Raw genomic sequence first — 22884 nt, forward strand, 5'->3', positions numbered from 1 at the left:
TTTTCTGATTATTAAGTATACTGTAGTATATGAGTGGGCTTTGAGCAAATTAAGTAAAGAATTTACCTGTTTGCGCTATACTTTAGTTCGTAACAAGAAAGGACGATTTATAATGAAAGATTTGCTAAAAACAGATTTACAATCCTTGAACCAACAGCTTAGTGACGGTCGTTACATGCTGTTCTTTACCGCAGACTGGTGCCCAGATTGCCGTTTTATCAAACCTGTAATGCCCCAGATTGAAGCGGATTATCCTGAATATCAATTTTTAAAGGTGGATCGTGATGAAAACATCGATCTTGCTGGTGAAATGAATGTTATGGGGATTCCAAGTTTCATTGCCTATTCAGACGGTAAAGAAATTGGCCGTTTTTCAAATGGCGATCGTAAAACGAAAAAAGAGGTCGAAGATTTTATCGACTCATTAAAAATCAAGTAAGTTTGGAAGGATAAATTAATGCTAATTGCAAGTTATAACCCTAAGAGTACCGGTGATACAATGGTTGTTATCATGAATCAGGATACGCCTGACCAACAGGTAACTATCCATGATGACGTGGCTAGGATCTTTGATTCAGAAACCAACACGACGTTGGGTTACAACTTTTTAAAGACGAGTGCCATTCTTCCCGAAATTGTTAATGATAACGGGCAGGTGGCACTTAGTCATGCTCAAATTAAAAAGTTTAACGATTATTTGGCAGCCCATGATTTCCCGGCTGATCTTCAGTTTGATGAAGAACCCAGATTTGTGGTTGGCTATGTCAAAAGTGTGGCTGATCATCCAAGGTCTGATCATTTACAAATTACGAAAACAAAAGTCGATCATAATCAAGAACTCCAAATCGTCAGTGGTTCACCAAATATGAGGGCTGATATCAAGGTCGTTGTCGCTAAAATTGGCGCCATGATGCCGGACGGACAAATCATCTGGCCCGGTGAACTTCGGGGTGTGGAAAGTGACGGCATGATTTGTTCGGGAAGAGAATTACATCTTCCTCATGCACCACAAGTTCCCGGAGCACTCATTTTGCCGGATGATTATCAGGTTGGAGCACCATTTAATTTTGATCAGGCACAGAATTTATTTAATTAGTTTGGGTGGTATATGATGACGAGCTATGATGGACCAGCTTTTTTTCGACGAAGGCCAAATAGAAAACCTGTCGTTAAAAAAGTTAAAACTGAACAACAAAATCGGCATCAGATTACACCACGTCGACAAGTGGCACGTCCAAAGCCGATCGTTAAGCCAGAAGTGAGTCAAACTTCGAATGAGGTGCCGGCTTTCCTCAAAGAAATTAAGAATTTCAAACCCAGAAAAAAGCCAAAAAATGTTGTCCGAAAACAGCAAATTGCTAAGAATTACTTTGCGAGCCAACAAAGACGGCAACGTCATTTATATAATGAACTAACTCAGCGGCTTCGGCTCTCGCGAGATGAACTCATTGTTTTGGCGGATAAGAAGGCCTCAACGGAGGGGAGTCAAACGGCCTCTCCTTTACATATTTCAGATGATCAGTTAATCCGTCGAGCCACAGGCGCAGAAGAACAATCACGCAAAATTGATGATCATCTCCAGCGAAAAACTGAAATGTCTTCTGCAAAGCCGAGTCAAGACCGGTCAGGTTCAAAACCATCAATCCCGACCCAACCAAATCCGAAGCATCAGACTTCCCAGCGGCGAAATTTTAATGCCCATCACGGGTTGGGGCAGTCTTTGGCAACAATTGTTAATAAAGAACAAGCCAATCCGAGAAAATTGGCGCTTTTTAGTGACGACATTAAGACTCAGAGGAATCCTGCTGAGTCCAGTAAGTCGGAGATCGCAGTCACACCGGTTAAAAAATCGGCTGGTCAACCAGTCGTTTCAGAGCATCATCCGGATAAGCAGGGGATGGAGCAGCAATCGGGGTACAAATTCCCAACCACCTCTTTATTGGCCTTACCAAAGGCTGACCAGGATGATTCGATTGATACATGGATTGAGCATCAGATCGATGTCCTGGACAAAACGTTTAGTGCTTTTAAAGTAGCTGCCGAAGTGGTTGATTGGACAAATGGTCCGACCGTCACCCAGTTCCAAGTCAAGCTTGCCCTTGGCGTGAAAGTGAGTCGCATTACCAACTTGAACGATGACCTAAAGCTGGCCTTGGCGGCTAAGGACATCCGGATTGAGGCCCCAATTCCAGGTAAATCAACAGTTGGGATTGAAATTCCCAATCCACATCCAAGGCCGGTGTTATTATCAGAAATTATCTCAACCGATAAGTTTAAGCATGCACGGTCACCTTTAACCACCGCTTTAGGAGTTGATCTGTCAGGGATGCCAAGATTGACAGATATTCGAAAGATGCCACACGGTTTGATTGCCGGAGCGACTGGATCAGGGAAAAGTGTTTTCATTAATAGTCTGCTCATTTCGCTGTTGTATAAAGCGACTCCAGCGGATTTGAAATTATTATTAATCGATCCAAAGGCGGTTGAACTTGCACCCTATGACGGGATTCCTCATCTACTTTCACCGGTCATTTCAGATCCTCAAAGTGCGGCTGCTGCCTTAAAGTGGGTTACGAAGGAAATGGACGAGCGCTATGAAAAATTGTCTGCCGGCGGCGTTCGTAGTATTGAACAATTTAACGCAAAAGCAGAAAAAGCAGGGGAGTATGGGCTCAAAATGCCATACATTCTTGTCATCATTGATGAGCTGGCCGATTTGATGATGGTTGCATCAAGCGAAGTGGAAGATGCCATTGTTCGAATTACTCAGAAAGCCCGGGCTGCGGGTATTCATTTGATTGTTGCAACTCAACGGCCAAGTGTCGACATTGTAACTGGAACCATTAAAAATAATATTCCCAGTCGAATTGCTTTCATGGTTTCCAGTCAAGTTGATTCCCGAACGATTTTGGATTCGGCTGGTGCTGAACGTTTGCTTGGCCGTGGTGATATGCTTTATCTTGGTAGTGGGGCTAACACGCCAATCAGACTTCAGGGCGCCTTTGTGACGAATCAAGAGTTAAATGGTGTCATTGATGCAGTTCGGCAGCAAGGTGAACCAAAATATTTATTCACGCCGGAATCATTGAAACAAACCGTGTCTAACAAGAACGCTCACGACCGATTGATGCCCCAGGTCATGAAATATATTGCCCAAGAAGACACAATTTCTACATCAAAGCTTCAACGTGTATTTTCAATCGGTTATAATAGAGCTGCAAACATTATTGACGATTTGCAAACTCGCCATTTAGTTTCAGAACAGCAAGGCGCAAAACCCAGAACGGTTTATTACAAGCCCTCTGGAAACCAAGCCAGCGACGAATCACCTGACGATAATTAAAAATTTAAGATTGATGGGTAGGTTGGAATATGAATTCAAACACTGTATATCATTTTGTTGGTATTAAAGGGACTGGAATGAGTGCCATGGCCTTAATTTTGCATGACCGTGGTGACAAGGTCCAGGGCTCAGATATTGAGCAATACACGTTTACACAACGTGGCTTGGAACAGGCAGGCATCAAAATTTTGCCTTTTGATGAAAAGAACATCCACGAGGGGTTGACGGTGATTGCCGGAAACTCGTTTACCGATGACCATCCAGAAATCAAAAAGGCGCGTGAAATGGGTCTAACTGTTTATCGTTATCATGAATTTCTGGGTAAAATGATTCAGGGTAAAACCAGTATTGGTGTGTCTGGTGCCCATGGTAAAACCAGTACGACTGGGCTGCTTGCTCACGTTCTTTCTGGAATTGCTCCAACTGATTACTTAATTGGTGACGGTTCTGGTAAAGGGGTTCCTGATGCGCGTTTCTTTGTTTATGAAGCTGATGAGTATCGTCGTCATTTCTTAGCGACTCAACCGGATTACGCCATTATGACCAATATTGATTTTGATCACCCAGATTATTACAAGAGCATTGATGATGTCCAAGATGCATTTCAAACGTTTGCCAACCAGACAAAGAAAGGAATCTTTGCTTGGGGAGACGATAAACGGCTTCGTCAATTAAAGGCCAGTGTCCCAATTTATTACTACGGCTTGAATGAGACAGATGATTTTCAAGCAGTTGACGTTAAACGGACGACCAGTGGCTCAAGTTTCCATGTTTTGTATAAAGGCAAGGATTTGGGTGACTTCTCGGTCCCATTATTTGGCGAACACAATATCTTCAATTCTTTGGCCGTTATTGCAGTGGCCTACTTTGAAGAAGTCGATCTTGGTGAAATCAAAAAAGAATTGATGACCTTCCAAGGTGTTAAACGGCGATTCTCAGAACGTAAGATTTCTGGAATGACGATCATCGATGACTATGCCCATCATCCAACTGAAATTAAAGCGACAATTGATGCTGCCCGTCAGGAATACCCAAGCAAGAAAATTGCCGTTGTATTTCAGCCTCACACGTTTAGTCGAACAATTGCCTTAATGGATGATTTTGCAAAGAGCTTGAACCTTGCTGATGAAGTATTTTTGACTTCCATTTACAGTTCTCCGCGTGAAAGCCACGGAAAAGTTTCCAGCGAGGATCTTTCCAAGAAAATTACTAAGGGCGGTCGAATTTTATCAGTTGATAACATGTCCCCGTTGCTTGATTACGATAACGATGTCGTTATCTTCATGGGTGCCGGTGACATCCAAAAGTACGAAAAATCTTACGAAGACTTACTGAGTCATTTAAGCAAGAAAATTAATTAAGGAATTCTTATAAAGCCGATATTCAAGTATTTTTACTTGATTATCGGCTTTTGTTTGGTAGAATTATGTAACGAAGAAAATAGTTATCAATTACAAAAGGAGCGGATTTTATGGATAATTACCCAAATGAACGACCGGACGAACGAAAGATGGTCAATAATGCCGCCGGCTTAAATGCGTTTTTAACTAAAATGTATGGTTGGATGAGCTTGGCTGTCCTGGTTTCAGCCGCAACGGCCTTCTTAATCAGTGCCGGTCTTGGCCAGTCGGGCGCATCCATTAACCCTCACAGCGGCACAATCTGGATTGCGTTAATTGCCTGGTTTGTTTTACCATTTATTATTTCATTTCAGGCACTTAAGCGGCCAACCCTTGCGTTCGCAGTACTCATGTTATATGCGATCTTGAGTGGGTTTGTCTTTTCAACAATTGCCTATGCTTATACTGGCGCATCGATTGCATCGGCCTTTGTGTCTGCATCGGCGATCTTCATTTCCATGACCGTTTATGGCCTAGTGACCCGCCGAAATCTTGATAAATGGGGTGCTCAGGCAACTGCGGCGTTAATTGCTTTGATTATCGCAATGGTGATTAATATTTTTCTGCGAAGTACCATTATCGCTTTCGTATTCTCCATTGTCGCTGTCGTGATTTTCACAATTTTAACTGCTTATGATACTCAAAAAATGAAGCAAATGTACAACCGATATTCTGGTAGTGGTGAGATTTCAATGACTGGGCTGGCTGTATTTGGAGCCTTACAGTTATACCTGGACTTTGTTAACTTATTCTTACAATTACTTTCAATCTTTGGCAACAGTAATAATCGTTAAATTAAATGAAAATTGCGGGTATAAGGGCCTGGACAAAACATCTGTTTTGATCCAGCCCTTTTGCTGTTAACAAAAGCTTTCGGAAAAATTCTCTTAGAAACGGTGAAGCCCCAGCTTTCGCGTGGTAGAATTAGATTAAGCGTTTTAAATTAGAGGAGAACGACATGACAAAAAAATTACTGTTAATTGATGGCAACAGTATTGCCTTCAAAGCATTTTATGCACTATATCAATCCCTCGACCGGTTTACCAATTCATCTGGCTTACATACCAGTGCCATCTACGGTTTTAACAGAATGCTCGATAAAGTTCTGAAGGAAGAAAAGCCCACCGATGTGCTAGTTGCTTTCGATGCTGGTAAGGTCACTTTTCGAACCAAAATGTATTCAGATTATAAGGGAGGCCGGGCCAAAACGCCGACCGAATTATCTGAACAATTTCCATTTTTAAAGGAGTTGGTAGCGGCTCGGGGCATTAAATCCTATGAGCTGCCTGACTACGAAGCCGATGATATTATTGGGACCCTTGCCAAACATGCAGAAACAGCTGGTGATTATCAAGTTGTGATTGTGACTGGTGATCGTGACTTGACCCAACTAACTTCAGATAAAACAACCGTTCAGGTATCCAAAAAAGGGGTGACTGAGCTGGAAACCTACACACCCGATCATGTGGAGAAAAAATTGGGAGTTAAGCCCAGCCAAATCATTGAAATTAAGGGACTTAAAGGAGACAATTCCGATAATTATCCTGGCGTCGAAAAGGTTGGTGATAAGACTGCACTGAAGCTCGTGCAACAGTTTGGGACGATTGATAATCTTTATGATCACATTGATGAGGTTTCTGGTAAAAAGCTCAAGGAACATCTTGTTCATGATGAAGATCAGGCTAGGCGTGCCAAAGTTCTTGCGACAATTAATCGGGATGCACCGGTGACAATCTCCCTTGCAGACCTAGATTATACCGGTGATGATTTAGATAAGCTGACTGATTTTTATGAACGGATGAACTTTAAATCCTTTCTGTCAAAATTGGGGGTTAATGACCAATCAAGTCAAGAGCAATTAGCCACAATCAAATGCGAAGTTCTCACAAATAAGAACTTAGATGAATTGAAACAGTTTAAGGACGAAGTTTCATTCCAATTGGAAATGAGTGATGAAAACTATCATACTGCGGATCTCTTAGGATTTGCGATTGGGCAGGGCAAAAAGTGGTTCGTTACTCATGATGTTACTTTACTTAAAACGCCAACTGTCAAAGATATATTGACCAGTTCAACAATCAAGAAGAACGTGTTTGATGCTAAGCGGACATTTGTGGGCTTGTTTCGGCAATCGATTGAACTCCGGAACGTGGACTTTGATATGTTGCTCGTTTCCTATTTGCTTAATACAACTAATAACAGTAATGATGTCGGGACCGTTGCAAAGTTGCACGGCTTTAGCAATATTAAGACTGATGAGGAAGTTTACGGTAAGGGTGCTAAACGATCAATTGACCCAGAATCTCAAGCATTTTTAGATCACCTGGTGCATAAAGCCAAGGCAATTGATGCGCTTCATGATGCCATGTTTGCCGATTTGGATAAGCATAATCAAACCACCCTTTATCGGGACATCGAAATCAAAATTGCGTTTGTGCTTGCCAAAATGGAAATCAGTGGCATTAAAGTCCAAGCAAGTACTCTAGAAGAAATGGGCAGTAAATTTACTGAACGATTGAGTGAAATTAAGCAAACTATTTATCAACAAGCCGGTGAAGAATTTAATATTGGCTCACCGAAGCAATTGGGAACAATCTTGTTTGAAAAGTTACGATTACCAATTTTGAAGAAGACTAAAACTGGTTATTCGACTTCAGTTGACGTACTTGAAAAGTTGGCTCCTGATGCGCCAATTGTTCAAAACGTATTGAATTACCGCCAAATTTCTAAATTATTATCAACCTATGTGGATGGACTACTCAAAGTCATTCACAAGGATGATTCAAAAGTCCACACCAGATATTTACAAACACTGACTCAGACTGGACGGTTATCGTCTGTAGACCCCAACTTACAAAACATCCCAGTTCGAACCGAAGAAGGCCGTTTAATTCGTCAAGCCTTTATTCCTTCTCATCCGGGTTGGCAGATCTTTTCATCTGATTACTCTCAAATTGAATTACGCGTGTTGGCCTCGATTACTAACGACAAGAACATGCAGGAAGCCTTCAGAGAGGGCGAAGATATTCATGCCACAACGGCCAGAAGAATCTTTGGTTTAAAGTCCAACGATGAAGTGACCCCTGAATTACGTAGGCAGGCCAAGGCCGTCAACTTTGGGATCGTTTACGGTATCAGTGACTTTGGCTTGTCAAAGAACACGGGTATCACTCGAAAACAAGCCCATCAGTTTATTCAACGCTATTTTGAAGAATATCCCGGTGTTAAGAAATATATGGAAGATATTGTCGAATTCGCCAGAAATCACCGATACGTTGAAACAATTGCGCATCGCAGACGGTATTTGCCAGATATTAACTCCAAGAGTTTTAATTTGAGATCATTTGCTGAGCGGACTGCCATGAATACACCAATTCAAGGGAGTGCAGCAGATATTATTAAAATTGCCATGATCAACATGGACGAAGCGCTAAAAGATATGCAAACGACAGTGCTGCTTCAAGTGCATGATGAATTGATTTTCGAAGTTCCAGTAGATGAGCTTGAAACTGTTAAAACGTTAATTCCAAAGGTGATGGATTCTGCCATTCAATTGAACGTTCCCCTGAAGGTCGAAAGTCATTGGGGTAAGACGTGGTATGATGCTAAGTAACAATTAAACACACTGACTATTTTGAAATGATGGGGGATTGGGATGCCTGAATTACCAGAAGTAGAAACCGTTCGCCGCGGATTGACTGAGCTTGTTGCCGGCAGTCAGATTCGCAGTGTGGACGTTCTGTATGCAAAAATGGTTAATTTACCAAAAGTAGCTTTCGAAAAAGCGTTAAAAAATAAAACGATTGAGAAAATTGACCGCCGTGGGAAGTATTTACTCATCCGGTTAAGTGACGACCTCACAATTGTGTCGCATTTGCGAATGGAAGGTAAATACGATGTTGAACCAGAAGGCGCCCCGATTGGTAAACATACCCACGTGATTTTTCATTTAACGGATGGCCGCCAACTTCGATATAATGATACCCGGAAGTTTGGCCGGATGAATCTGGTAAACACTGGTGAGGAGTTATCAGTGGCAGGGCTTAAAACGATCGGTCCAGAACCGACGGAACAAGATTTAACGATTGATTATATGCAAACCATCTTTGGCAAAAGTAAAAAGATGGTGAAACCATTTCTTCTCGATCAAAGCAAAATTGCCGGTTTGGGAAACATCTATGCTGATGAAGTATTGTGGTTGAGTAAAATTCATCCAGAACAGCCGGTCAATTCCATTTCGTTAGCTGGAATCAAACGGCTGCGAAAAAATATTATTGTTGAAATTCAAAAAGCAATTGCCGGCCATGGTACGACGGTTCATTCGTATTCAACTGCGTATGGTGAAGCCGGAAATTTTCAGAATCAATTAAATGTGTATGGTAGAGAAGGCGAACCGTGTTTACGCTGCGGGACACCAATTGTGAAAATTAAGCTGGCACAACGGGGCACCCATTTTTGCCCGAAATGCCAAGTGATTCATGGAGTAGATAATGACTAAGTTAATTGGGCTGACCGGCGGGATTGCGACTGGTAAGTCGGCCGTCAGCAGTTATTTAAAAGAGAATCAGGTACCGATCATCGATGCTGACTTAATTACTCACCAGGTGGAGAAAAAGGGTCAAGGTGGTTTCAATGCGATTGTTGACCAGTTTGGCAAGAGAATTTTGACTAAAGATGGCCAACTAGACCGCAAAAAACTTGGAAGATTAGTGTTCAATCATTCAGCCGAGCTTAAAAAACTGGTCCGAACAATTGATCCGTTTATCCGCTTAGAAATTACGAAACAATTTGAGCAGCGTACAGGGGCAGGGGCTGATTTGGTTATTCTGGATGCCCCGACGTTGTTTGAAAATGGTTATGCACACATCGTAGACGAAGTAGTTGTCGTGTACTGTGACCCCGTCACTCAGCTTCACCGCCTGATGGTAAGAAATCAATTGAATATTAGTCAGGCGAGCCAGCGAATTAAGAATCAATGGCCGTTGCAGACAAAATGTGATTTGGCTGATACAATTATTTATAATTCCGGTACAATTGCTCAGACCCGGTTACAGGTTGATGAGTGGTTGGCCGCTGAAACGAATTAAACGAGGTGAAATCCATGCAATGTCCTCATTGTGGTTACAATGGTTCCAAAGTTGTTGATAGTCGACCGACCGATGATGGCCGCGTCATCCGGCGAAGAAGAGAATGTGAACACTGCGGTTTTCGATTCACGACATTTGAACGAGTCGAAGTGACCCCTTTGCTGGTTGTTAAAAAGAATGGGAACCGTGAAGAGTTCAACCGTGAAAAATTGATGAAAGGCATTGTCAGGTCGGCTGAAAAGCGACCGGTTTCAATGAATTCCATCACTGAATTAGTTGACCGGGTGGAGAACAAACTTCGGTCATTGGGTGAAAATGAAGTCTCCAGTCAACAAATCGGCGAGTATGTCATGGCAGAATTAGTCAACTTGGACGAAATTGCTTATATCAGGTTTGCCAGTGTCTATCGCCAGTTTAAGGATATGTCGGTGTTCTACAAAGAACTTAAAGAAATTATGGAAAAGGATAAGAAAAAAGATTCCAAAAACGATCCGGAGGGGAAATAAATGGCAGATGCATTCAACAAATTAACCCCGGATTCCAAGTTTGTTGTGGTTAACGCGACTGTTAATGGTATGCTTGATCACAATGTACTTAATAACTTGTATTTACCAATCATTGGAGATGGCGCGCTTCAACTGTACGAGCTACTTTGGAATTTTAGTGTGAGTGACCATAATCAACTCGTTTTGCATAAACATTATGAGTTACAAAGTATGCTCAATATTGGGACTGACAAGATTGTTGCGCAACGAAAGCTCTTGGAAGCCGTTAATTTGTTAGGAACGTTTACCTCACGGAAATCACCAGATTCTCTCGTGTATGCCATGCAGGTTCCTTTATCTGCCAAAGAATTTTTGAAGACTGATATTTTGGCGGTCATGTTATTGGGAAAGGTTGGGGATGAGACCTACAAGCAAATTGTTTCAAGGTTGATTGCTCCCTTACCCGATTTGGGTGATTTGAAGAATATTTCTGCTTCTCTCCTGGACACGTTTGATGTCCCAACGACCTTAATCAAGAACATTCCTGGGACGGTTAATGAAACCAAACAAGTGTTAAACGATGATCATTTAGGCGCCAGCAATGATCAACTAAGGCCTCAAAGTGATGATTTTGACTTCAATTTGATCCTTGAAATGCTTAATAATTCCTATGTTGACCAGCCAAGTGTCAAGAAAAGTCACGATCTGATTTTATCCGAGCATTTGTTATATGGCATTGATGAGGTTGAAATGGTGAAACTCATTCAAAAAGCGACAAACTTAAGCACAAATGAGTTGGATCAACGCCGATTGAAAATGCTCATTTCTCAACAATTTGAGATGCGTCAACCGGCCAACAAGGTTAAAGCTGAGCCAGGCAGTCAAGAATCCGAGAAGTCGGCCCAAAACTTTGATGCGGCCACTGAGCAACTTATCAAAATTACGCAATCAAATGCACCCATGACTTTTCTGCAGCAAATCAAGGATCAGAAACATGGAATTGTCACCCCAGGAGAGGAACGAATCTTACGGGATCTCGTCAATAAACGGGTTTTTCCAAATGAAGTCCTTAATCTGCTGGTTTATCAGATTTTGGTGGTTGAAAAACATTCCACTCTCAACCAAAATCTCATTTCGACAATTGCGGATGATTGGTCTCAAAAACACGTTTCTAGTGCGCAAGATGCCATTAACGCGCTTAGAAATCGCGGCAAAGAACGAGCAGAGAAGACGACTCGGCGTTATTCCAAAAAGCGCATTAACGTGAAGGAAACGTTACCTGATTGGGCAAAACAGCCCCAGAAGAGTCAACCGAAGCAGTCAAAACAGGGCTTGAGTCCGGAACAGAAGAAACAATTGGAACAGCAACTCAATCAATTAAAAAAGCAAAAGTAGGTGAAAATCAATGGAACGGGTCAGCGATTACGTGAAAAAGCTCATGCAGGACCGTAAGATCAATGGGGGCACTTTTAGTGAAACTTTCAATAAGATTATGAATGACATTCAGCATGATCCTGAAATCGCTAAGTTTATTAACGAACATCAAAATGAATTAGCAGATAATGCCGTGGAACGATCAGCATCCAAACTGTACGAGTATGCGAATGTAAAACGTCAGATTTCCGAGGACAAGCAGTCGTTTGCCCCAGGGTATTTGCCACAACTGGTTATCAATGATCACTTGATTGATATTTCGTATGCAGCCTCACCACAGACCCTTGCTAGGCAGCAGTCACAATCGTTGGCTCGTCGGATTACGACAATTTCAATGCCGAAGGATATTAAGCAGGCTAAGATTGATGGCTTCGATAAAGATCCCTCAAGAGTTGAGGCTTTAACTAAGGGGATTGCTTTCATCAACGCTGTTAAGTCGGATCCTAAGCATTTTCATCCCGGATTATATATTTATGGTCCCTTTGGGGTTGGCAAAACCTATCTAACCGGTGCGCTTGCAAATGAACTTGCTGACCGCAACATTCAAACCACCATGGTCCATTTTCCAAGTTTTGCCGTTGAAATGAAAGCTGCAATTGCGACAAATAATGTTGCCGATAAAATTGATACCATCAAGAAGTCCCCCGTTCTGATGATTGATGATATTGGTGCAGATTCAATGTCGTCATGGGTTCGAGATGAAGTGCTTGGGGTTATTTTAGAGTATCGAATGCAGCAACAACTCGCAACTTTTTTTACCTCGAATTTCTCGATGGAGCAGCTTGAACAAGAGCATCTACGAATCAACCAACGGGGAGACGATGAGCCACTAAAAGCCAAGCGCTTGATGCAACGAATTAAGTTCTTATCCCGGGAAGTTGAAATGACTGGTGAAAATCGTCGACCTGGTTAATTTTCAAATTGAATTGACTTTTTAAAAGAGCAATTCTATACTTATAAGCAATGAATCAAGGAGACATGACAGTTACTTCTCATCACAGGGAGAATGGTTCTAGCCTGGAAGACCATTTGTTTAGAAAATAACTGTTACCACTTCTTGGACTGGATTGCGGATAATGCTATCCCGGATGGTACCGTTAGCAACCACTTGAGAGCTTTATGGGCAGCTATGGTTTATTTGCCTATGAATCCAATACGGGTGGAACCGCGCTAATTGCGTCCCTAATATACTTAAGTGTATATTAGGGATTTTTTTGTGGTTCCAAAAAATAAAAAGGGAGTAAGAGATATGTCACAACTTTCATTTAAATTTCCAGATGGCAGTGTTAAACAGTTTGACGATGGCGTAACGGCCCAAGATATCGCCAAATCAATTGCTGTTAGTTTAGGTAAAAAAGCCGTAGCCGGTAAGGTGGACGGTCAATTTGTTAATAATGACGAACCACTACATAAGGGTGGTAAAATCGAAATCGTCACTTCAGATAGTGACGACGGCCTCAGTGTTTTGCGGGCAACTGCTGCTCAAATTTTAAAGATGGCCATTGCCAATGATTTTGATAACATTAACTTTGGTGAAAGTGCAGCTGATGAGGATGGCTTCTTTGTTGATACTGATAAGCCTGATACTCAAATCAGCGTGGATCAACTAGAGGACCTCAGCAAATCTATGCATAAGATTATTAAAGAAGATTTGCCAATCAAAGTTGTCTTCTTGAGTGCTGATGAAGCTAAAAAGGTTGCCGGCAACGATCCTTACCAAAGTGAATTGGTTAAAGAAAACGCCGTTGATGGTCAAGTTAAATTCTTTGAAATTGGCGACTTTAAGTCAATTGCTGAAGGCGCTGTGTTACCATCAACCGGTAAAGTCAAAATTTTCAAATTACTCTCCGTTGCTGGTGCATATTGGCAGGGTAAGTCATCTAATCCGATGCTCCAACGGATTTATGCAACTGCCTTTAACAAACAAAAAGACCTTGATGCCGATTTGGAAAAGCGTCAAGAAGCCCATGATCGTGATCACCGAGTTATTGGAAATCAACTTGATTTGTTCTTCGTTGATCCTAAAGTTGGTGCTGGCTTGCCATATTGGATGCCAAACGGCGCCACAATCCGCAGAACCATCGAACGATACATTGTTGATAAGGAAGTTGCTAACGGGTACGAACACGTATACACGCCAGTACTTGCCAACTTGGACCTTTACAAACAATCTGGACACTGGGCCCACTATCGTGAAGACATGTTCCCACCAATGGATATGGGCGATGGTGAAATGCTTGAATTACGGCCAATGAACTGCCCAAGCCACATTCAAATTTATAACCATCATATTCGTTCATACCGTGAATTACCATTACGAATTGCTGAACTTGGTATGATGCACAGATATGAAAAGTCTGGTGCTCTATCAGGTCTACAACGGGTTCGTGAAATGACCTTGAACGATGGTCACACGTTCGTTGCTTTGGATCAAATTCAAGAAGAATTTAAGAATATTTTGAACTTGATGGTCGACGTTTATCATGACTTTGACATCAATGATTATACTTTCCGATTGAGTTATCGTGATCCCCAAAATACTGAAAAGTACTTTGATGATGACGAGATGTGGGAAAAAGCTCAAAGTATGTTGAAGGGTGCCATGGATGAAATGGGCCTTAACTATACGGAAGCAGAAGGTGAAGCTGCCTTCTATGGTCCTAAGTTGGATGTTCAAACAAAGACGGCGCTTGGTAATGAAGAAACTTTGTCAACGATTCAGTTGGACTTCATGCTGCCTGATCGTTTCGATCTTCATTATGTTGGTGAAGATGGCAAACAACATCGTCCAGTTATGATCCATCGTGGCTTGGTTTCAACGATGGAACGATTCGTTGCCTACCTGACTGAAATTTATAAGGGTGCTTTCCCAACTTGGTTGGCACCTCATCAGGTTAAGATTATTCCTGTTAGCCAAGATAAGCATGGGGATTATGCCAAGAAGATTAACGAGCAGCTCCGCAAGCTGAAGATTCGGTCATCAGTTGATAGCCGAGGTGAGAAGATGGGCTACTTAATTCGGGATGCTCAAACCCATAAGATTCCATATACCTTGGTTGTTGGTGATGAAGAAGTTAATGGCAATTCAGTTTCTGTTCGTCGTTATGGTGAAAAGAACACAGAATCTGAATCCCTTGATAGTTTCGTTGATGAGATTCAAAAAGATATCAATTCATATTCTCGTGAAGACAACAAATAAGGCCGTTCATAACGGGCTTGTTGTTGACAGGGATTTGGATGCATGATAACATGTAATAGTTGTTCAAATGAAAGCAGAGGCTACCCGCTTCTCGCCTGAGTAAACTTCAAATTTGCTGGGCATGATATCGAGTAAGAACTGGGTTATCCAAGTTCTTTAATTGAGAGCGGGCGCAATTCTGTGCCTGCTCTCTTTCTGCTTTTTCACAAAATTCGGAGGTGAAGTACCATAGCAAAAGATATGATGGTTAATGATGGAATCCGCGCACGTGAGGTCCGTTTGATTGGTGCTAATGGTGATCAATTGGGGGTTAAGTCTAAGAACGAAGCTCTTCAGTTAGCTGAGGATGCTGATTTAGATTTAGTTCTCGTTGCACCTAAGGCTAAGCCACCAGTTGCAAAGATTCTTGATTATGGGAAGTATCGTTTCCAAGAACAGAAGAAGGAACGAGAATCTCGTAAGAAACAAAAAGTCATCAGTGTCAAAGAAGTCCGTTTGAGCCCAACAATTGATGTGAACGATTTTAACACTAAGTTGAAGAATGCTAAGAAGTTTTTGGCAAAGGGCGAAAAAGTAAGAGTTTCAATTCGATTTAAAGGTCGTGCAATCACCCATAAGGATATTGGTCGAAAAGTCCTTGACCGAATGGCTTCAGAAACGTCTGACGTTGCCACTGTGACCCAGCGGCCAAAGATGGATGGCCGAAGCATGTTCTTGATGCTCTCACCAAAAGACGCAGACAAAAACTAATTTAGTTCGTTAAATACTTGAGGAGGATTTTTACCAATGCCTAAACAAAAAACAAACCGTGCTGCAGCAAAACGTTTCAAGAGAACTGCTAACGGTGGATTTAAGAGTGCTAATGCTTACACAAGTCACCGTTTTCACGGTAAGACAAAGAAACAACGTCGCCAACTTCGTGGTACCAGTATGATGGACAAGACTAATATCAAGACTTATAAGAAGTTATTGCCACATCTATAAAATCTACTATTCATTCAATCATTTCGTTTTTAAAATATAGGAGGAATTCAAAATGCCACGAGTAAAAGGTGGAACAGTCACACATGCACGTCGTAAGCGTGTTTTAAAATTAGCTAAAGGATATCGCGGAGGTAAATCCCGTTTATTCAAGACTGCTAAAGATCAAGTAATGAAGTCACAGGTATATGCATTCCGTGACCGTCGTGCCAACAAAGTTAACTTCCGTAAATTATGGATTGCCCGCATTAACGCTGCTGCTCGTCTTAACGATTTAAGCTACAGCCAATTTATGCACGGCTTGAAACTTGCTAACATCGATATGAACCGTAAGATGCTTGCAGACCTTGCCGTTAGTGACACAGATGCTTTTAAGGCGCTCACTGACGCTGCCAAAGAAGCTCTTAAGTAATTTGATGATTGATGAAACGTGGCTGGGCAAAAATTATTTTTGTTCCAGCCACGTTTTAAATAAATAACTATTTATTAAGGAGCGACATATGTTGTCTCGATTTAAACCAGCGTGGATGATTGAAAATATTTACAGTATTTCTCCTGAGTTCTTGTTGGATAATAATATCAACTGTGTTCTAACCGATTTAGATAATACTTTGGTTCCATGGAATTCAAAAGCGGGTTCTGACGAACTACGCAATTGGTTGGCAAGTATCAAAAAGTATGGTATTAAAGTGATTGTTGTTTCAAATAACAGCCATCGCCGGATTCAAGAAGCGGTAAAAGATTATGAATTACCCTTTGTGCCCCGGGCGATGAAGCCGCTATCGATTGGTATTCGTCATGCGATTAAGGCTTTTCATCTAAAGAAGAAAAATACGGTGATGATTGGTGATCAGTTGATGACTGATGTCGTTTCAGCTAACAATTGTGGGGTTCGCAGTATTCTCGTGAAGCCGTTAGTTCGAACGGATGCATGGAATACGACGATTAATCGTGGCTTCGAGAAGATTGTTTGGAACATGTTAATTAAGAAATATCCGGATTTACATTGGAAATAGGAGGAATTTATGGCAGAAAATGAAGTTGTTGTGGATGGCGAAGTAGTTCGTTGTATCGGATGTGGTGCTAAAGTGCAAACAACTGACAAAACAGCACTGGGGTACACTCCGGAATCGGCGTTGAAAAAAGGTCTTGAAAATGGTGAAGTGTACTGCCAACGCTGTTTTAGGCTGCGACATTATAATGAAATTGCTCCGGTTAGTCTATCCGACGATGACTTTTTGAAGCTATTAACAAGTATTTCTGATACTGACTCACTAATTGTCTACGTGGTCGATATTTTTGACGTGAATGGGAGCATGATTCCGGGGCTTCATCGTTTTGTTGGTAATAATCCAATCTTATTAGCGGGAAACAAATTGGATGTTCTTCCAGCTCGATTGAAGAAAACCAAGGTTAAGGATTGGTTGCGTCAACAAGCGAATGCTGCTGGTATCCGACCAGTTGACGTTGAGCTAATTTCAGCTAAAACCAATCTTGATGTTGACCGATTACTGGATCAAATTGAAAAATATCGAAACGGCAAAGATGTATACGTGGTTGGCGTCACCAATGTGGGTAAGTCAACTTTGATTAATTCAATTGTGCGCCAATCCACCGGGATCAAGGAGTTGATTACAACTTCTCGGTTCCCTGGTACCACCTTAGATCGGATTGATATCCCTTTGAAAGATGGCAAGCTTTTGGTTGACACTCCGGGAATTATTCAGCCTGAACAGATGGCTCATCATCTGGTTGGCAAGGAATTGAATTTAGTAACGCCTCAAAAGCGGATCAAACCAAAAGAATATCAATTAAATCCCGCCCAAACGCTTTTCTTTGGCGGCGTTGCTCGGTTTGATTATAATTCAGGTGATGGTAAAGCAGGTTTTACAGTTTACGCCGAAAATAACCTGTATATTCATCGGACTAAACTGGAGAATGCTGATGAGTTCTATCCAAAACACGTTGGTAATCTGCTAACACCGCCATCCGAAGAAAATAAAGCTGATTTTCCACCACTGGAAGCTCATGAGTTCAAGACGACTCAAAAAAGTGATTTGGTCATTGAAGGTCTGGGCTGGGTAACAGTTCCTGAAGGTGTTTCAGTGTCTGGCTGGGCACCAAAAGGGGTTTCAGTTTTGTTAAGACCGGCAATGATTTAAAAAAACTAGAGGTATATATGAAATTAACTGGAAAACAAAAACGATTTTTACGTGCGAGTGCGAATCGAATGAGACCGATTTTTGAGATCGGTAAAAATGGATTATCACCTATTTGGTTGGCTGAAATTGATAAGGCTTTGGACAGCCGAGAACTAATTAAAGTCAACCTGTTGCAAAACGCCGCTGAGTCTCTGACCGAAATCAAAGACTATGTTGAATCTAATAGCGATATTACGGTTGTTCAAACAATCGGTAAAACACTTGTCCTATTCAAGCAATCAAAGAATCAAGATCATCAAGATTTATCAAAAAAAGTATTCTCAATGTAGGGGTATTTTAAAATGTCTAATGTTGTTCGCACTGTAGAAGCACTGCCGAAAACTGAAACGATCGTTCAAAATAAGCGCAAGCGGATCGGCATCCTTGGCGGAACGTTTAATCCAATTCATAATGGTCACCTGATTGTTGCTCAACAAGTCCTGGACCAACTTGGATTGGATAAGATTTTATTCATGCCTGATGCAAATCCACCTCACATTGACCGTAAGTTAGCGATTGATGCACAGGATCGCGTGGCAATGATCAATTTGGCTATCTGGAATAATCCTAATTTTTCGATAGAAATGGCCGAAGTGAATCGCGGTGGGATCAGTTATACGTATGATACAATGGCAGAATTGACCAGAAAGCATCCCGAAAATGATTATTATTTCATTATTGGCGGTGACATGGTTAATTATTTGCCTAAATGGCACCGAATCGATGATTTGGTCAAGCTGGTATCGTTCGTTGGCGTCAAGCGGGATGGGTACACCCCATCCTCGAAGTATCCAATTATCTGGGTTGACGTGCCTTATATTGACATTTCTTCTTCTTATATCCGGTCAAAGATTCGCCAACACCAGTCGATTCGCTATCTTGTACCAACGTGTGTTGCGAAATATATAAGGGAGCATCAATTATATGGAGAATAGTCAGTTAACGTATCGGGGTACCCCATTCAGCAGGACAGAACTCGTTGAAAAATTGCGGAATGCCTTAACGGACAGTCGCTTTCACCATGTGTTGCGAGTTGAACAAACCGCAATGGACTTGGCGGATATTAATGGGGTAGACTTACAGCGCGCAAGTATTGCTGGTTTGGTCCATGATTACGCGAAACAGCGGCCCGATGAAGACTTCATTCAAGCGATTAAAACGTACCATTTAGATCCTGAATTATTAAACTACGGGAACGCAATTTGGCATGGGGTTGTCGGTTGGATCTTTGTTAAAAATGAACTTCAGATCAATGATATTGAAATCTTAAATGCAGTCCGTTACCATACGGTTGGGCATGAATATATGACGCCACTTGAACAAATTGTTTATATGGCCGACTATATTGAACCTGCCAGAGATTTTCCGGGCGTCGATGAGGCCAGAAAAGTAACTTTCAATGACTTAAAACAGGGCGTGGCATACCAAACCAAACAGACGTTAAGTTATTTGGTCGAGAATAACAAACCGGTATTTCCACAGACTATCATAACCTATAATAGTTGGGTCCCAGATTCTGGATTGAAATAAGGAGTAAATATGGATAGTAAAGAAATTTCTCAAATAGTTGTTCGAGCCGCCGATAGCAAACGGGCTCACGACATTGTTGTTTTAGACATGCAGAAAGTCAGTTTAATGGCTGATTATTTTGTGATCGCCGATGCCAATTCTGATCGTCAAGTTAAGGCGATTGCCGATGAAGTGATTGATCAGGTTGAAGCAGAGGACGTTAATGTTTATAGTGTTTCTGGCAAGAATAGTGGTCGCTGGATTTTAATCGATTTAGGTGATGTGGTTGTTCACATTTTCCAAAAAGAAGTCCGTGATTTTTATAATCTTGAAAAATTATGGTCTGAGGCACCATTGGTCAATATCGATTCATGGGTTGAGGTATGATCTATACAGAATTTGCGCAATTCTACGATGATTTGTTCGATGAATCATTATATGATCGATGGTTAACTTACACGACCGATCGAATTACTAATCCAAAAAGGCCTAATAATGACATTAAGATTCTGGATTTAGCATGTGGAACAGGGCGGTTGGCAGTTAAGCTTGCCAAAAGTGGCTATCAAGTGGATGGAGCTGATTTATCTCCTGACATGTTGACACTGGCCGATCAACGAACTCAACAAACTAATAGTAATGTGATGTTTATCCAGGCTGACATGCGGGACCTATCAGATTTAGATAATTATGATGTGATCACGTGTTTTGACGACTCCCTAAACTATCTCATTAGCCAAGAAGATTTCCAGAAAACGCTTAATTCTGTGAGTCAACATTTGAATCCAGGTGGAAAATTCTTATTTGATGTGATCACCCCTTATCAAGTGACCGATGTCTATCCAGGCTATATGTATAACTATCGCACTGAAGATTCAGCTTTCATGTGGACGAGTTATGAGGGAGATTTTGCCCCTGCGGCTGTAGAACATGATTTGAGTTTTTTCAGTTATAACGCTGAAAAAGATGCTTATGATGCATATAGTGAACTTCATCGGGAGCGGGCATACGATTATGATGAATTGATGAATATGCTGATGGGTGGTGGTTTCAGGGACCTCAAATTTACAACGGATTTCGGTGATAAGCCCTTTGCTAAGCAAGTGAAGCGGTGGTTTGTTGAGTCTACAAAGGGGTAATGGTTGATGCTTCATGCAGTTGGGATCGTTTCTGAATATAATCCGTTCCACAACGGGCATTTATATCACCTGCAGCAGGCCAAAGTCCAAACAGGTGCCAATGTGTCAATTGCGATCATGAGTGGCAACTGGCTGCAAAGGGGCGAACCAGCTATTTTTGATAAATGGCAACGCACCAAATTGGCTCTCGATAATGGGATTGATATTGTTGTTGAGTTGCCTTTTTTTTCGGCTGTCCAACCATCCCATATATTCGCATCTGGGGCGGTTGCTTTGGCAGCAGACCTGCAGTGCGATTGGTTGTCGTTTGGCGCGGAAAACCCCAGTATTGATTATCAGGAGCTGATCGACAATCAACCTCGGCATGATAAGAGTTTTAAACAATTTGATCGTCCGTATCCTTCCATTTTTCAAGATTATTTGTTCAAAAAAACTGGGATTCGGTTAAATCAGCCCAATGATATGCTTGCATTTGGCTATGCGAATGCTAATTTTAATTTGGGAGCCCCATTGAAGCTGGTCCCGGTTAAACGCATTGGGAGCTGCCACAATGATCGTCAAATTGATTCCTCAAGCTCAACTTCGAGCGGATCGGCAATTCGGACGGCTTTACTGGCTGGAAATTCAACAGCTGTTGCCCGGTTTGTTCCAACTAAAACGCAGGAACTGATTCAGGTTCAACAGCTGATGACTTGGGATCAATTCTGGCCCATGTTGCGATTTGAATTGGTCGAAACACCAATTAATGAGCTACACAACATTTATCAGATGACCGAGGGAATCGAGTATCGCCTTAAGCGTTGTGCGATCAAAGCAACTTCTTTTCGTGACTTTTTACGATTAGTCAAAACAAAGCGGTATACGTATACGCGAATCCAACGATTGTGTACCTATGTCTTGGTTCACGCTTACCCTCAAGATATGCTGGTTAAACCAAGTTATATCCGTCTGTTGGGGTTTAGCCGCAACGGTCGGATTTATCTTAATCAAGTCAAAAAGCAGTTGTCATTACCGCTTATCACCAAAATTAATGAGGATGTTGTTCAAGATTACATTGAAATGGATTTCAAGTCAGGGATGTTATTTCAAATGATCAATCAGGTCTCCCAAGATTTTTATAAGCATCCAATTATTCGCTAAAAGAGGGCTGAACCTATCAAGCAAAACACCTTGACAAGCCTATTTGTTGCCGGTATAATGAGTTTTGTTGCATTGGAGGAATTATATTGAAATGGTACTTTAAGGATCTCCAAAAGTACTCTGATACTGATCCTTTCACGTTTAATGAGCGTATTGATATCAAGGATGATTTGTTGCAACGATATTCCGAACAAGTTATCGATGCAACCCCGTTCGATATTGATGGTCAGGCATTTGCTGATCGGGGAGATGTAATTATTGACACTCATATCGTGGGTAAGCTTGTTGTACCGTCCTCAAGGTCACTTGAGCCGGTAGACTTACCTTTAGACTTTACCATCGAGGAGTTTTATGTGCCTTCTAAGGCTGCTGAAGCCCGATATGGTAAAGATGATGTGGTGTTTGTCCTCGATGAAGATGCCGAAGTTGATATGGAATCTGCAGTAAGCGATAATGTTATTCTGCATATTCCAATGCACATTTTGTCTCCTGACGAGATTGCTGGCAAACAGATGCCCAGTGGCAAAGATTGGGACGTCATGTCAGTAGATGATTATAAGAATCAGAAGGCAGAGTTGAACACAGTTGATCCACGTCTGGCAAAATTGAAAGATCTTTTTAAAGATCAAGATTCAAAATAACCGGGCCTAAAAATTTCACTAGTGGATATTTTATTTTTGCAAGGAGGGAAAGAATATGGCAACACCAGCACGTAGAACTTCAAAAGCAAGAAAACGCATGCGTCGCGGTCACATTAAGTTGACGACTCCTAATTTGAGCCTCGACCCTAAGACCGGTGAATACACCATGCCACACCATGTTTCACCATCAGGCTTTTACAAAGGCCGTAAAGTAATTAAAGATAACAAGTAGTTTGACAAAACGGGGGTCAAAGTCAAATCGTATTGATGGCGACTTATGAGCATCACCGAAAGGTGATGCTTTTTTGTTATTAGGCATGAATTA

General features: G+C 41.6%; 25 protein-coding genes and 1 other annotated feature. All 25 genes read left to right on the top strand.

Going from position 1 to position 22884, the window contains the following annotated elements; all coding sequences use genetic code 11:
• The first annotated feature begins 112 nt into the window (after positions 1 to 112).
• The 25 genes from KTE19_RS03560 (at position 113) to rpmF (ending at position 22791) form a co-directional block, all read left to right on the top strand.
• Positions 113 to 439, top strand: a complete 327-nt coding sequence (locus tag KTE19_RS03560) for a thioredoxin family protein (protein ID WP_217163333.1) — start codon at positions 113 to 115, stop codon at positions 437 to 439.
• Between the two features lie 18 nt (positions 440 to 457).
• Positions 458 to 1096, top strand: coding sequence for a YtpR family tRNA-binding protein (gene ytpR / locus KTE19_RS03565; protein ID WP_217341643.1), 639 nt, complete (start codon positions 458 to 460; stop codon positions 1094 to 1096).
• A gap of 15 nt (positions 1097 to 1111) precedes the next feature.
• Complete coding sequence (locus tag KTE19_RS03570; RefSeq protein ID WP_217341644.1) at positions 1112 to 3343, top strand: DNA translocase FtsK; 2232 nt, start codon at positions 1112 to 1114, stop codon at positions 3341 to 3343.
• Between the two features lie 29 nt (positions 3344 to 3372).
• The gene (gene murC, locus KTE19_RS03575) at positions 3373 to 4704 is read left to right on the top strand and encodes a UDP-N-acetylmuramate--L-alanine ligase (protein WP_217163292.1); all 1332 of its coding nucleotides are present in this window, start codon (positions 3373 to 3375) and stop codon (positions 4702 to 4704) included.
• Between the two features lie 110 nt (positions 4705 to 4814).
• Positions 4815 to 5537 carry a Bax inhibitor-1/YccA family protein gene (locus KTE19_RS03580; protein ID WP_217341645.1) on the top strand — a complete coding sequence of 241 codons (723 nt, stop codon included), beginning with the start codon at positions 4815 to 4817 and terminating at the stop codon, positions 5535 to 5537.
• 164 nt (positions 5538 to 5701) lie between these two features.
• Positions 5702 to 8356: a DNA polymerase I gene (gene polA / locus KTE19_RS03585; protein WP_217341646.1), complete on the top strand. Its 2655-nt coding sequence runs from the start codon at positions 5702 to 5704 to the stop codon at positions 8354 to 8356.
• Between the two features lie 42 nt (positions 8357 to 8398).
• Positions 8399 to 9241 carry a DNA-formamidopyrimidine glycosylase gene (gene mutM / locus KTE19_RS03590; protein WP_217163300.1) on the top strand — a complete coding sequence of 281 codons (843 nt, stop codon included), beginning with the start codon at positions 8399 to 8401 and terminating at the stop codon, positions 9239 to 9241.
• Complete coding sequence (coaE, locus tag KTE19_RS03595) at positions 9234 to 9830, top strand: dephospho-CoA kinase (RefSeq protein WP_217341647.1); 597 nt, start codon at positions 9234 to 9236, stop codon at positions 9828 to 9830. The genes mutM and coaE overlap by 8 nt, the downstream gene beginning before the upstream one ends.
• Positions 9831 to 9844: 14 nt before the next feature.
• Positions 9845 to 10336 carry a transcriptional regulator NrdR gene (gene nrdR / locus KTE19_RS03600; RefSeq protein WP_056982630.1) on the top strand — a complete coding sequence of 164 codons (492 nt, stop codon included), beginning with the start codon at positions 9845 to 9847 and terminating at the stop codon, positions 10334 to 10336.
• Positions 10337 to 11710, top strand: coding sequence for a replication initiation and membrane attachment family protein (locus tag KTE19_RS03605; protein ID WP_217163303.1), 1374 nt, complete (start codon positions 10337 to 10339; stop codon positions 11708 to 11710).
• Positions 11711 to 11720: 10 nt separating this feature from the next.
• Entirely contained in the window at positions 11721 to 12662 is a 942-nt protein-coding gene (gene dnaI, locus KTE19_RS03610) for a primosomal protein DnaI (RefSeq protein ID WP_217163305.1), read from the top strand.
• Between the two features lie 336 nt (positions 12663 to 12998).
• The gene (thrS, locus tag KTE19_RS03615; protein ID WP_217163307.1) at positions 12999 to 14948 is read left to right on the top strand and encodes a threonine--tRNA ligase; all 1950 of its coding nucleotides are present in this window, start codon (positions 12999 to 13001) and stop codon (positions 14946 to 14948) included.
• 65 nt (positions 14949 to 15013) lie between these two features.
• Positions 15014 to 15150, top strand: a sequence feature (ribosomal protein L20 leader region).
• Positions 15151 to 15188: 38 nt separating this feature from the next.
• Entirely contained in the window at positions 15189 to 15698 is a 510-nt protein-coding gene (gene infC / locus KTE19_RS03620; RefSeq protein WP_054746689.1) for a translation initiation factor IF-3, read from the top strand.
• Positions 15699 to 15734: 36 nt separating this feature from the next.
• Positions 15735 to 15932, top strand: coding sequence for a 50S ribosomal protein L35 (gene rpmI, locus KTE19_RS03625; RefSeq protein ID WP_008856901.1), 198 nt, complete (start codon positions 15735 to 15737; stop codon positions 15930 to 15932).
• Between the two features lie 52 nt (positions 15933 to 15984).
• The gene (gene rplT / locus KTE19_RS03630) at positions 15985 to 16341 is read left to right on the top strand and encodes a 50S ribosomal protein L20 (protein WP_217341648.1); all 357 of its coding nucleotides are present in this window, start codon (positions 15985 to 15987) and stop codon (positions 16339 to 16341) included.
• Between the two features lie 88 nt (positions 16342 to 16429).
• Positions 16430 to 16945, top strand: a complete 516-nt coding sequence (locus tag KTE19_RS03635) for a YqeG family HAD IIIA-type phosphatase (RefSeq protein WP_217163309.1) — start codon at positions 16430 to 16432, stop codon at positions 16943 to 16945.
• A gap of 9 nt (positions 16946 to 16954) precedes the next feature.
• Positions 16955 to 18091 carry a ribosome biogenesis GTPase YqeH gene (gene yqeH, locus KTE19_RS03640; RefSeq protein WP_217341649.1) on the top strand — a complete coding sequence of 379 codons (1137 nt, stop codon included), beginning with the start codon at positions 16955 to 16957 and terminating at the stop codon, positions 18089 to 18091.
• A gap of 17 nt (positions 18092 to 18108) precedes the next feature.
• Positions 18109 to 18420 (top strand): ribosome assembly RNA-binding protein YhbY, encoded by a 312-nt coding sequence (gene yhbY / locus KTE19_RS03645; RefSeq protein WP_217341650.1) that lies wholly within the window; start codon positions 18109 to 18111, stop codon positions 18418 to 18420.
• Positions 18421 to 18432: 12 nt separating this feature from the next.
• Positions 18433 to 19065, top strand: coding sequence for a nicotinate-nucleotide adenylyltransferase (locus KTE19_RS03650; RefSeq protein ID WP_217163323.1), 633 nt, complete (start codon positions 18433 to 18435; stop codon positions 19063 to 19065).
• Entirely contained in the window at positions 19055 to 19660 is a 606-nt protein-coding gene (gene yqeK / locus KTE19_RS03655; RefSeq protein WP_217163325.1) for a bis(5'-nucleosyl)-tetraphosphatase (symmetrical) YqeK, read from the top strand. Before KTE19_RS03650 ends, yqeK begins: the two co-directional genes overlap by 11 nt.
• A gap of 9 nt (positions 19661 to 19669) precedes the next feature.
• On the top strand, positions 19670 to 20026 hold the full coding sequence (rsfS, locus tag KTE19_RS03660) for a ribosome silencing factor (RefSeq protein ID WP_217163327.1): 357 nt from the start codon (positions 19670 to 19672) through the stop codon (positions 20024 to 20026).
• Positions 20023 to 20778 carry a class I SAM-dependent DNA methyltransferase gene (locus KTE19_RS03665; protein ID WP_217163329.1) on the top strand — a complete coding sequence of 252 codons (756 nt, stop codon included), beginning with the start codon at positions 20023 to 20025 and terminating at the stop codon, positions 20776 to 20778. Before rsfS ends, KTE19_RS03665 begins: the two co-directional genes overlap by 4 nt.
• A gap of 6 nt (positions 20779 to 20784) precedes the next feature.
• A complete protein-coding gene (locus KTE19_RS03670) occupies positions 20785 to 21918 on the top strand; it encodes a nucleotidyltransferase (RefSeq protein WP_217341651.1) in 1134 nt (377 codons plus the stop codon).
• 86 nt (positions 21919 to 22004) lie between these two features.
• On the top strand, positions 22005 to 22559 hold the full coding sequence (locus KTE19_RS03675) for a DUF177 domain-containing protein (RefSeq protein WP_054746682.1): 555 nt from the start codon (positions 22005 to 22007) through the stop codon (positions 22557 to 22559).
• A gap of 55 nt (positions 22560 to 22614) precedes the next feature.
• Positions 22615 to 22791: a 50S ribosomal protein L32 gene (gene rpmF / locus KTE19_RS03680; protein WP_013728002.1), complete on the top strand. Its 177-nt coding sequence runs from the start codon at positions 22615 to 22617 to the stop codon at positions 22789 to 22791.
• The last annotated feature ends 93 nt before the right edge of the window (positions 22792 to 22884 follow it).

Origin of the sequence: Lentilactobacillus dabitei (genome assembly GCF_019061365.1) — a bacterium.
Classification (GTDB): domain Bacteria; phylum Bacillota; class Bacilli; order Lactobacillales; family Lactobacillaceae; genus Lentilactobacillus; species Lentilactobacillus dabitei.

What these genes read in the sequence shown, in the direction of transcription:
- KTE19_RS03560 (WP_217163333.1), top strand. Translation starts at nt 113, where the DNA reads ATGAAAGATTTGCTAAAAACAGATTTACAATCCTTGAACCAACAGCTT.
- ytpR (WP_217341643.1), top strand. Translation starts at nt 458, where the DNA reads ATGCTAATTGCAAGTTATAACCCTAAGAGTACCGGTGATACAATGGTT.
- KTE19_RS03570 (WP_217341644.1), top strand. Translation starts at nt 1,112, where the DNA reads ATGACGAGCTATGATGGACCAGCTTTTTTTCGACGAAGGCCAAATAGA.
- murC (WP_217163292.1), top strand. Translation starts at nt 3,373, where the DNA reads ATGAATTCAAACACTGTATATCATTTTGTTGGTATTAAAGGGACTGGA.
- KTE19_RS03580 (WP_217341645.1), top strand. Translation starts at nt 4,815, where the DNA reads ATGGATAATTACCCAAATGAACGACCGGACGAACGAAAGATGGTCAAT.
- polA (WP_217341646.1), top strand. Translation starts at nt 5,702, where the DNA reads ATGACAAAAAAATTACTGTTAATTGATGGCAACAGTATTGCCTTCAAA.
- mutM (WP_217163300.1), top strand. Translation starts at nt 8,399, where the DNA reads ATGCCTGAATTACCAGAAGTAGAAACCGTTCGCCGCGGATTGACTGAG.
- coaE (WP_217341647.1), top strand. Translation starts at nt 9,234, where the DNA reads ATGACTAAGTTAATTGGGCTGACCGGCGGGATTGCGACTGGTAAGTCG.
- nrdR (WP_056982630.1), top strand. Translation starts at nt 9,845, where the DNA reads ATGCAATGTCCTCATTGTGGTTACAATGGTTCCAAAGTTGTTGATAGT.
- KTE19_RS03605 (WP_217163303.1), top strand. Translation starts at nt 10,337, where the DNA reads ATGGCAGATGCATTCAACAAATTAACCCCGGATTCCAAGTTTGTTGTG.
- dnaI (WP_217163305.1), top strand. Translation starts at nt 11,721, where the DNA reads ATGGAACGGGTCAGCGATTACGTGAAAAAGCTCATGCAGGACCGTAAG.
- thrS (WP_217163307.1), top strand. Translation starts at nt 12,999, where the DNA reads ATGTCACAACTTTCATTTAAATTTCCAGATGGCAGTGTTAAACAGTTT.
- infC (WP_054746689.1), top strand. Translation starts at nt 15,189, where the DNA reads ATGATGGTTAATGATGGAATCCGCGCACGTGAGGTCCGTTTGATTGGT.
- rpmI (WP_008856901.1), top strand. Translation starts at nt 15,735, where the DNA reads ATGCCTAAACAAAAAACAAACCGTGCTGCAGCAAAACGTTTCAAGAGA.
- rplT (WP_217341648.1), top strand. Translation starts at nt 15,985, where the DNA reads ATGCCACGAGTAAAAGGTGGAACAGTCACACATGCACGTCGTAAGCGT.
- KTE19_RS03635 (WP_217163309.1), top strand. Translation starts at nt 16,430, where the DNA reads ATGTTGTCTCGATTTAAACCAGCGTGGATGATTGAAAATATTTACAGT.
- yqeH (WP_217341649.1), top strand. Translation starts at nt 16,955, where the DNA reads ATGGCAGAAAATGAAGTTGTTGTGGATGGCGAAGTAGTTCGTTGTATC.
- yhbY (WP_217341650.1), top strand. Translation starts at nt 18,109, where the DNA reads ATGAAATTAACTGGAAAACAAAAACGATTTTTACGTGCGAGTGCGAAT.
- KTE19_RS03650 (WP_217163323.1), top strand. Translation starts at nt 18,433, where the DNA reads ATGTCTAATGTTGTTCGCACTGTAGAAGCACTGCCGAAAACTGAAACG.
- yqeK (WP_217163325.1), top strand. Translation starts at nt 19,055, where the DNA reads ATGGAGAATAGTCAGTTAACGTATCGGGGTACCCCATTCAGCAGGACA.
- rsfS (WP_217163327.1), top strand. Translation starts at nt 19,670, where the DNA reads ATGGATAGTAAAGAAATTTCTCAAATAGTTGTTCGAGCCGCCGATAGC.
- KTE19_RS03665 (WP_217163329.1), top strand. Translation starts at nt 20,023, where the DNA reads ATGATCTATACAGAATTTGCGCAATTCTACGATGATTTGTTCGATGAA.
- KTE19_RS03670 (WP_217341651.1), top strand. Translation starts at nt 20,785, where the DNA reads ATGCTTCATGCAGTTGGGATCGTTTCTGAATATAATCCGTTCCACAAC.
- rpmF (WP_013728002.1), top strand. Translation starts at nt 22,615, where the DNA reads ATGGCAACACCAGCACGTAGAACTTCAAAAGCAAGAAAACGCATGCGT.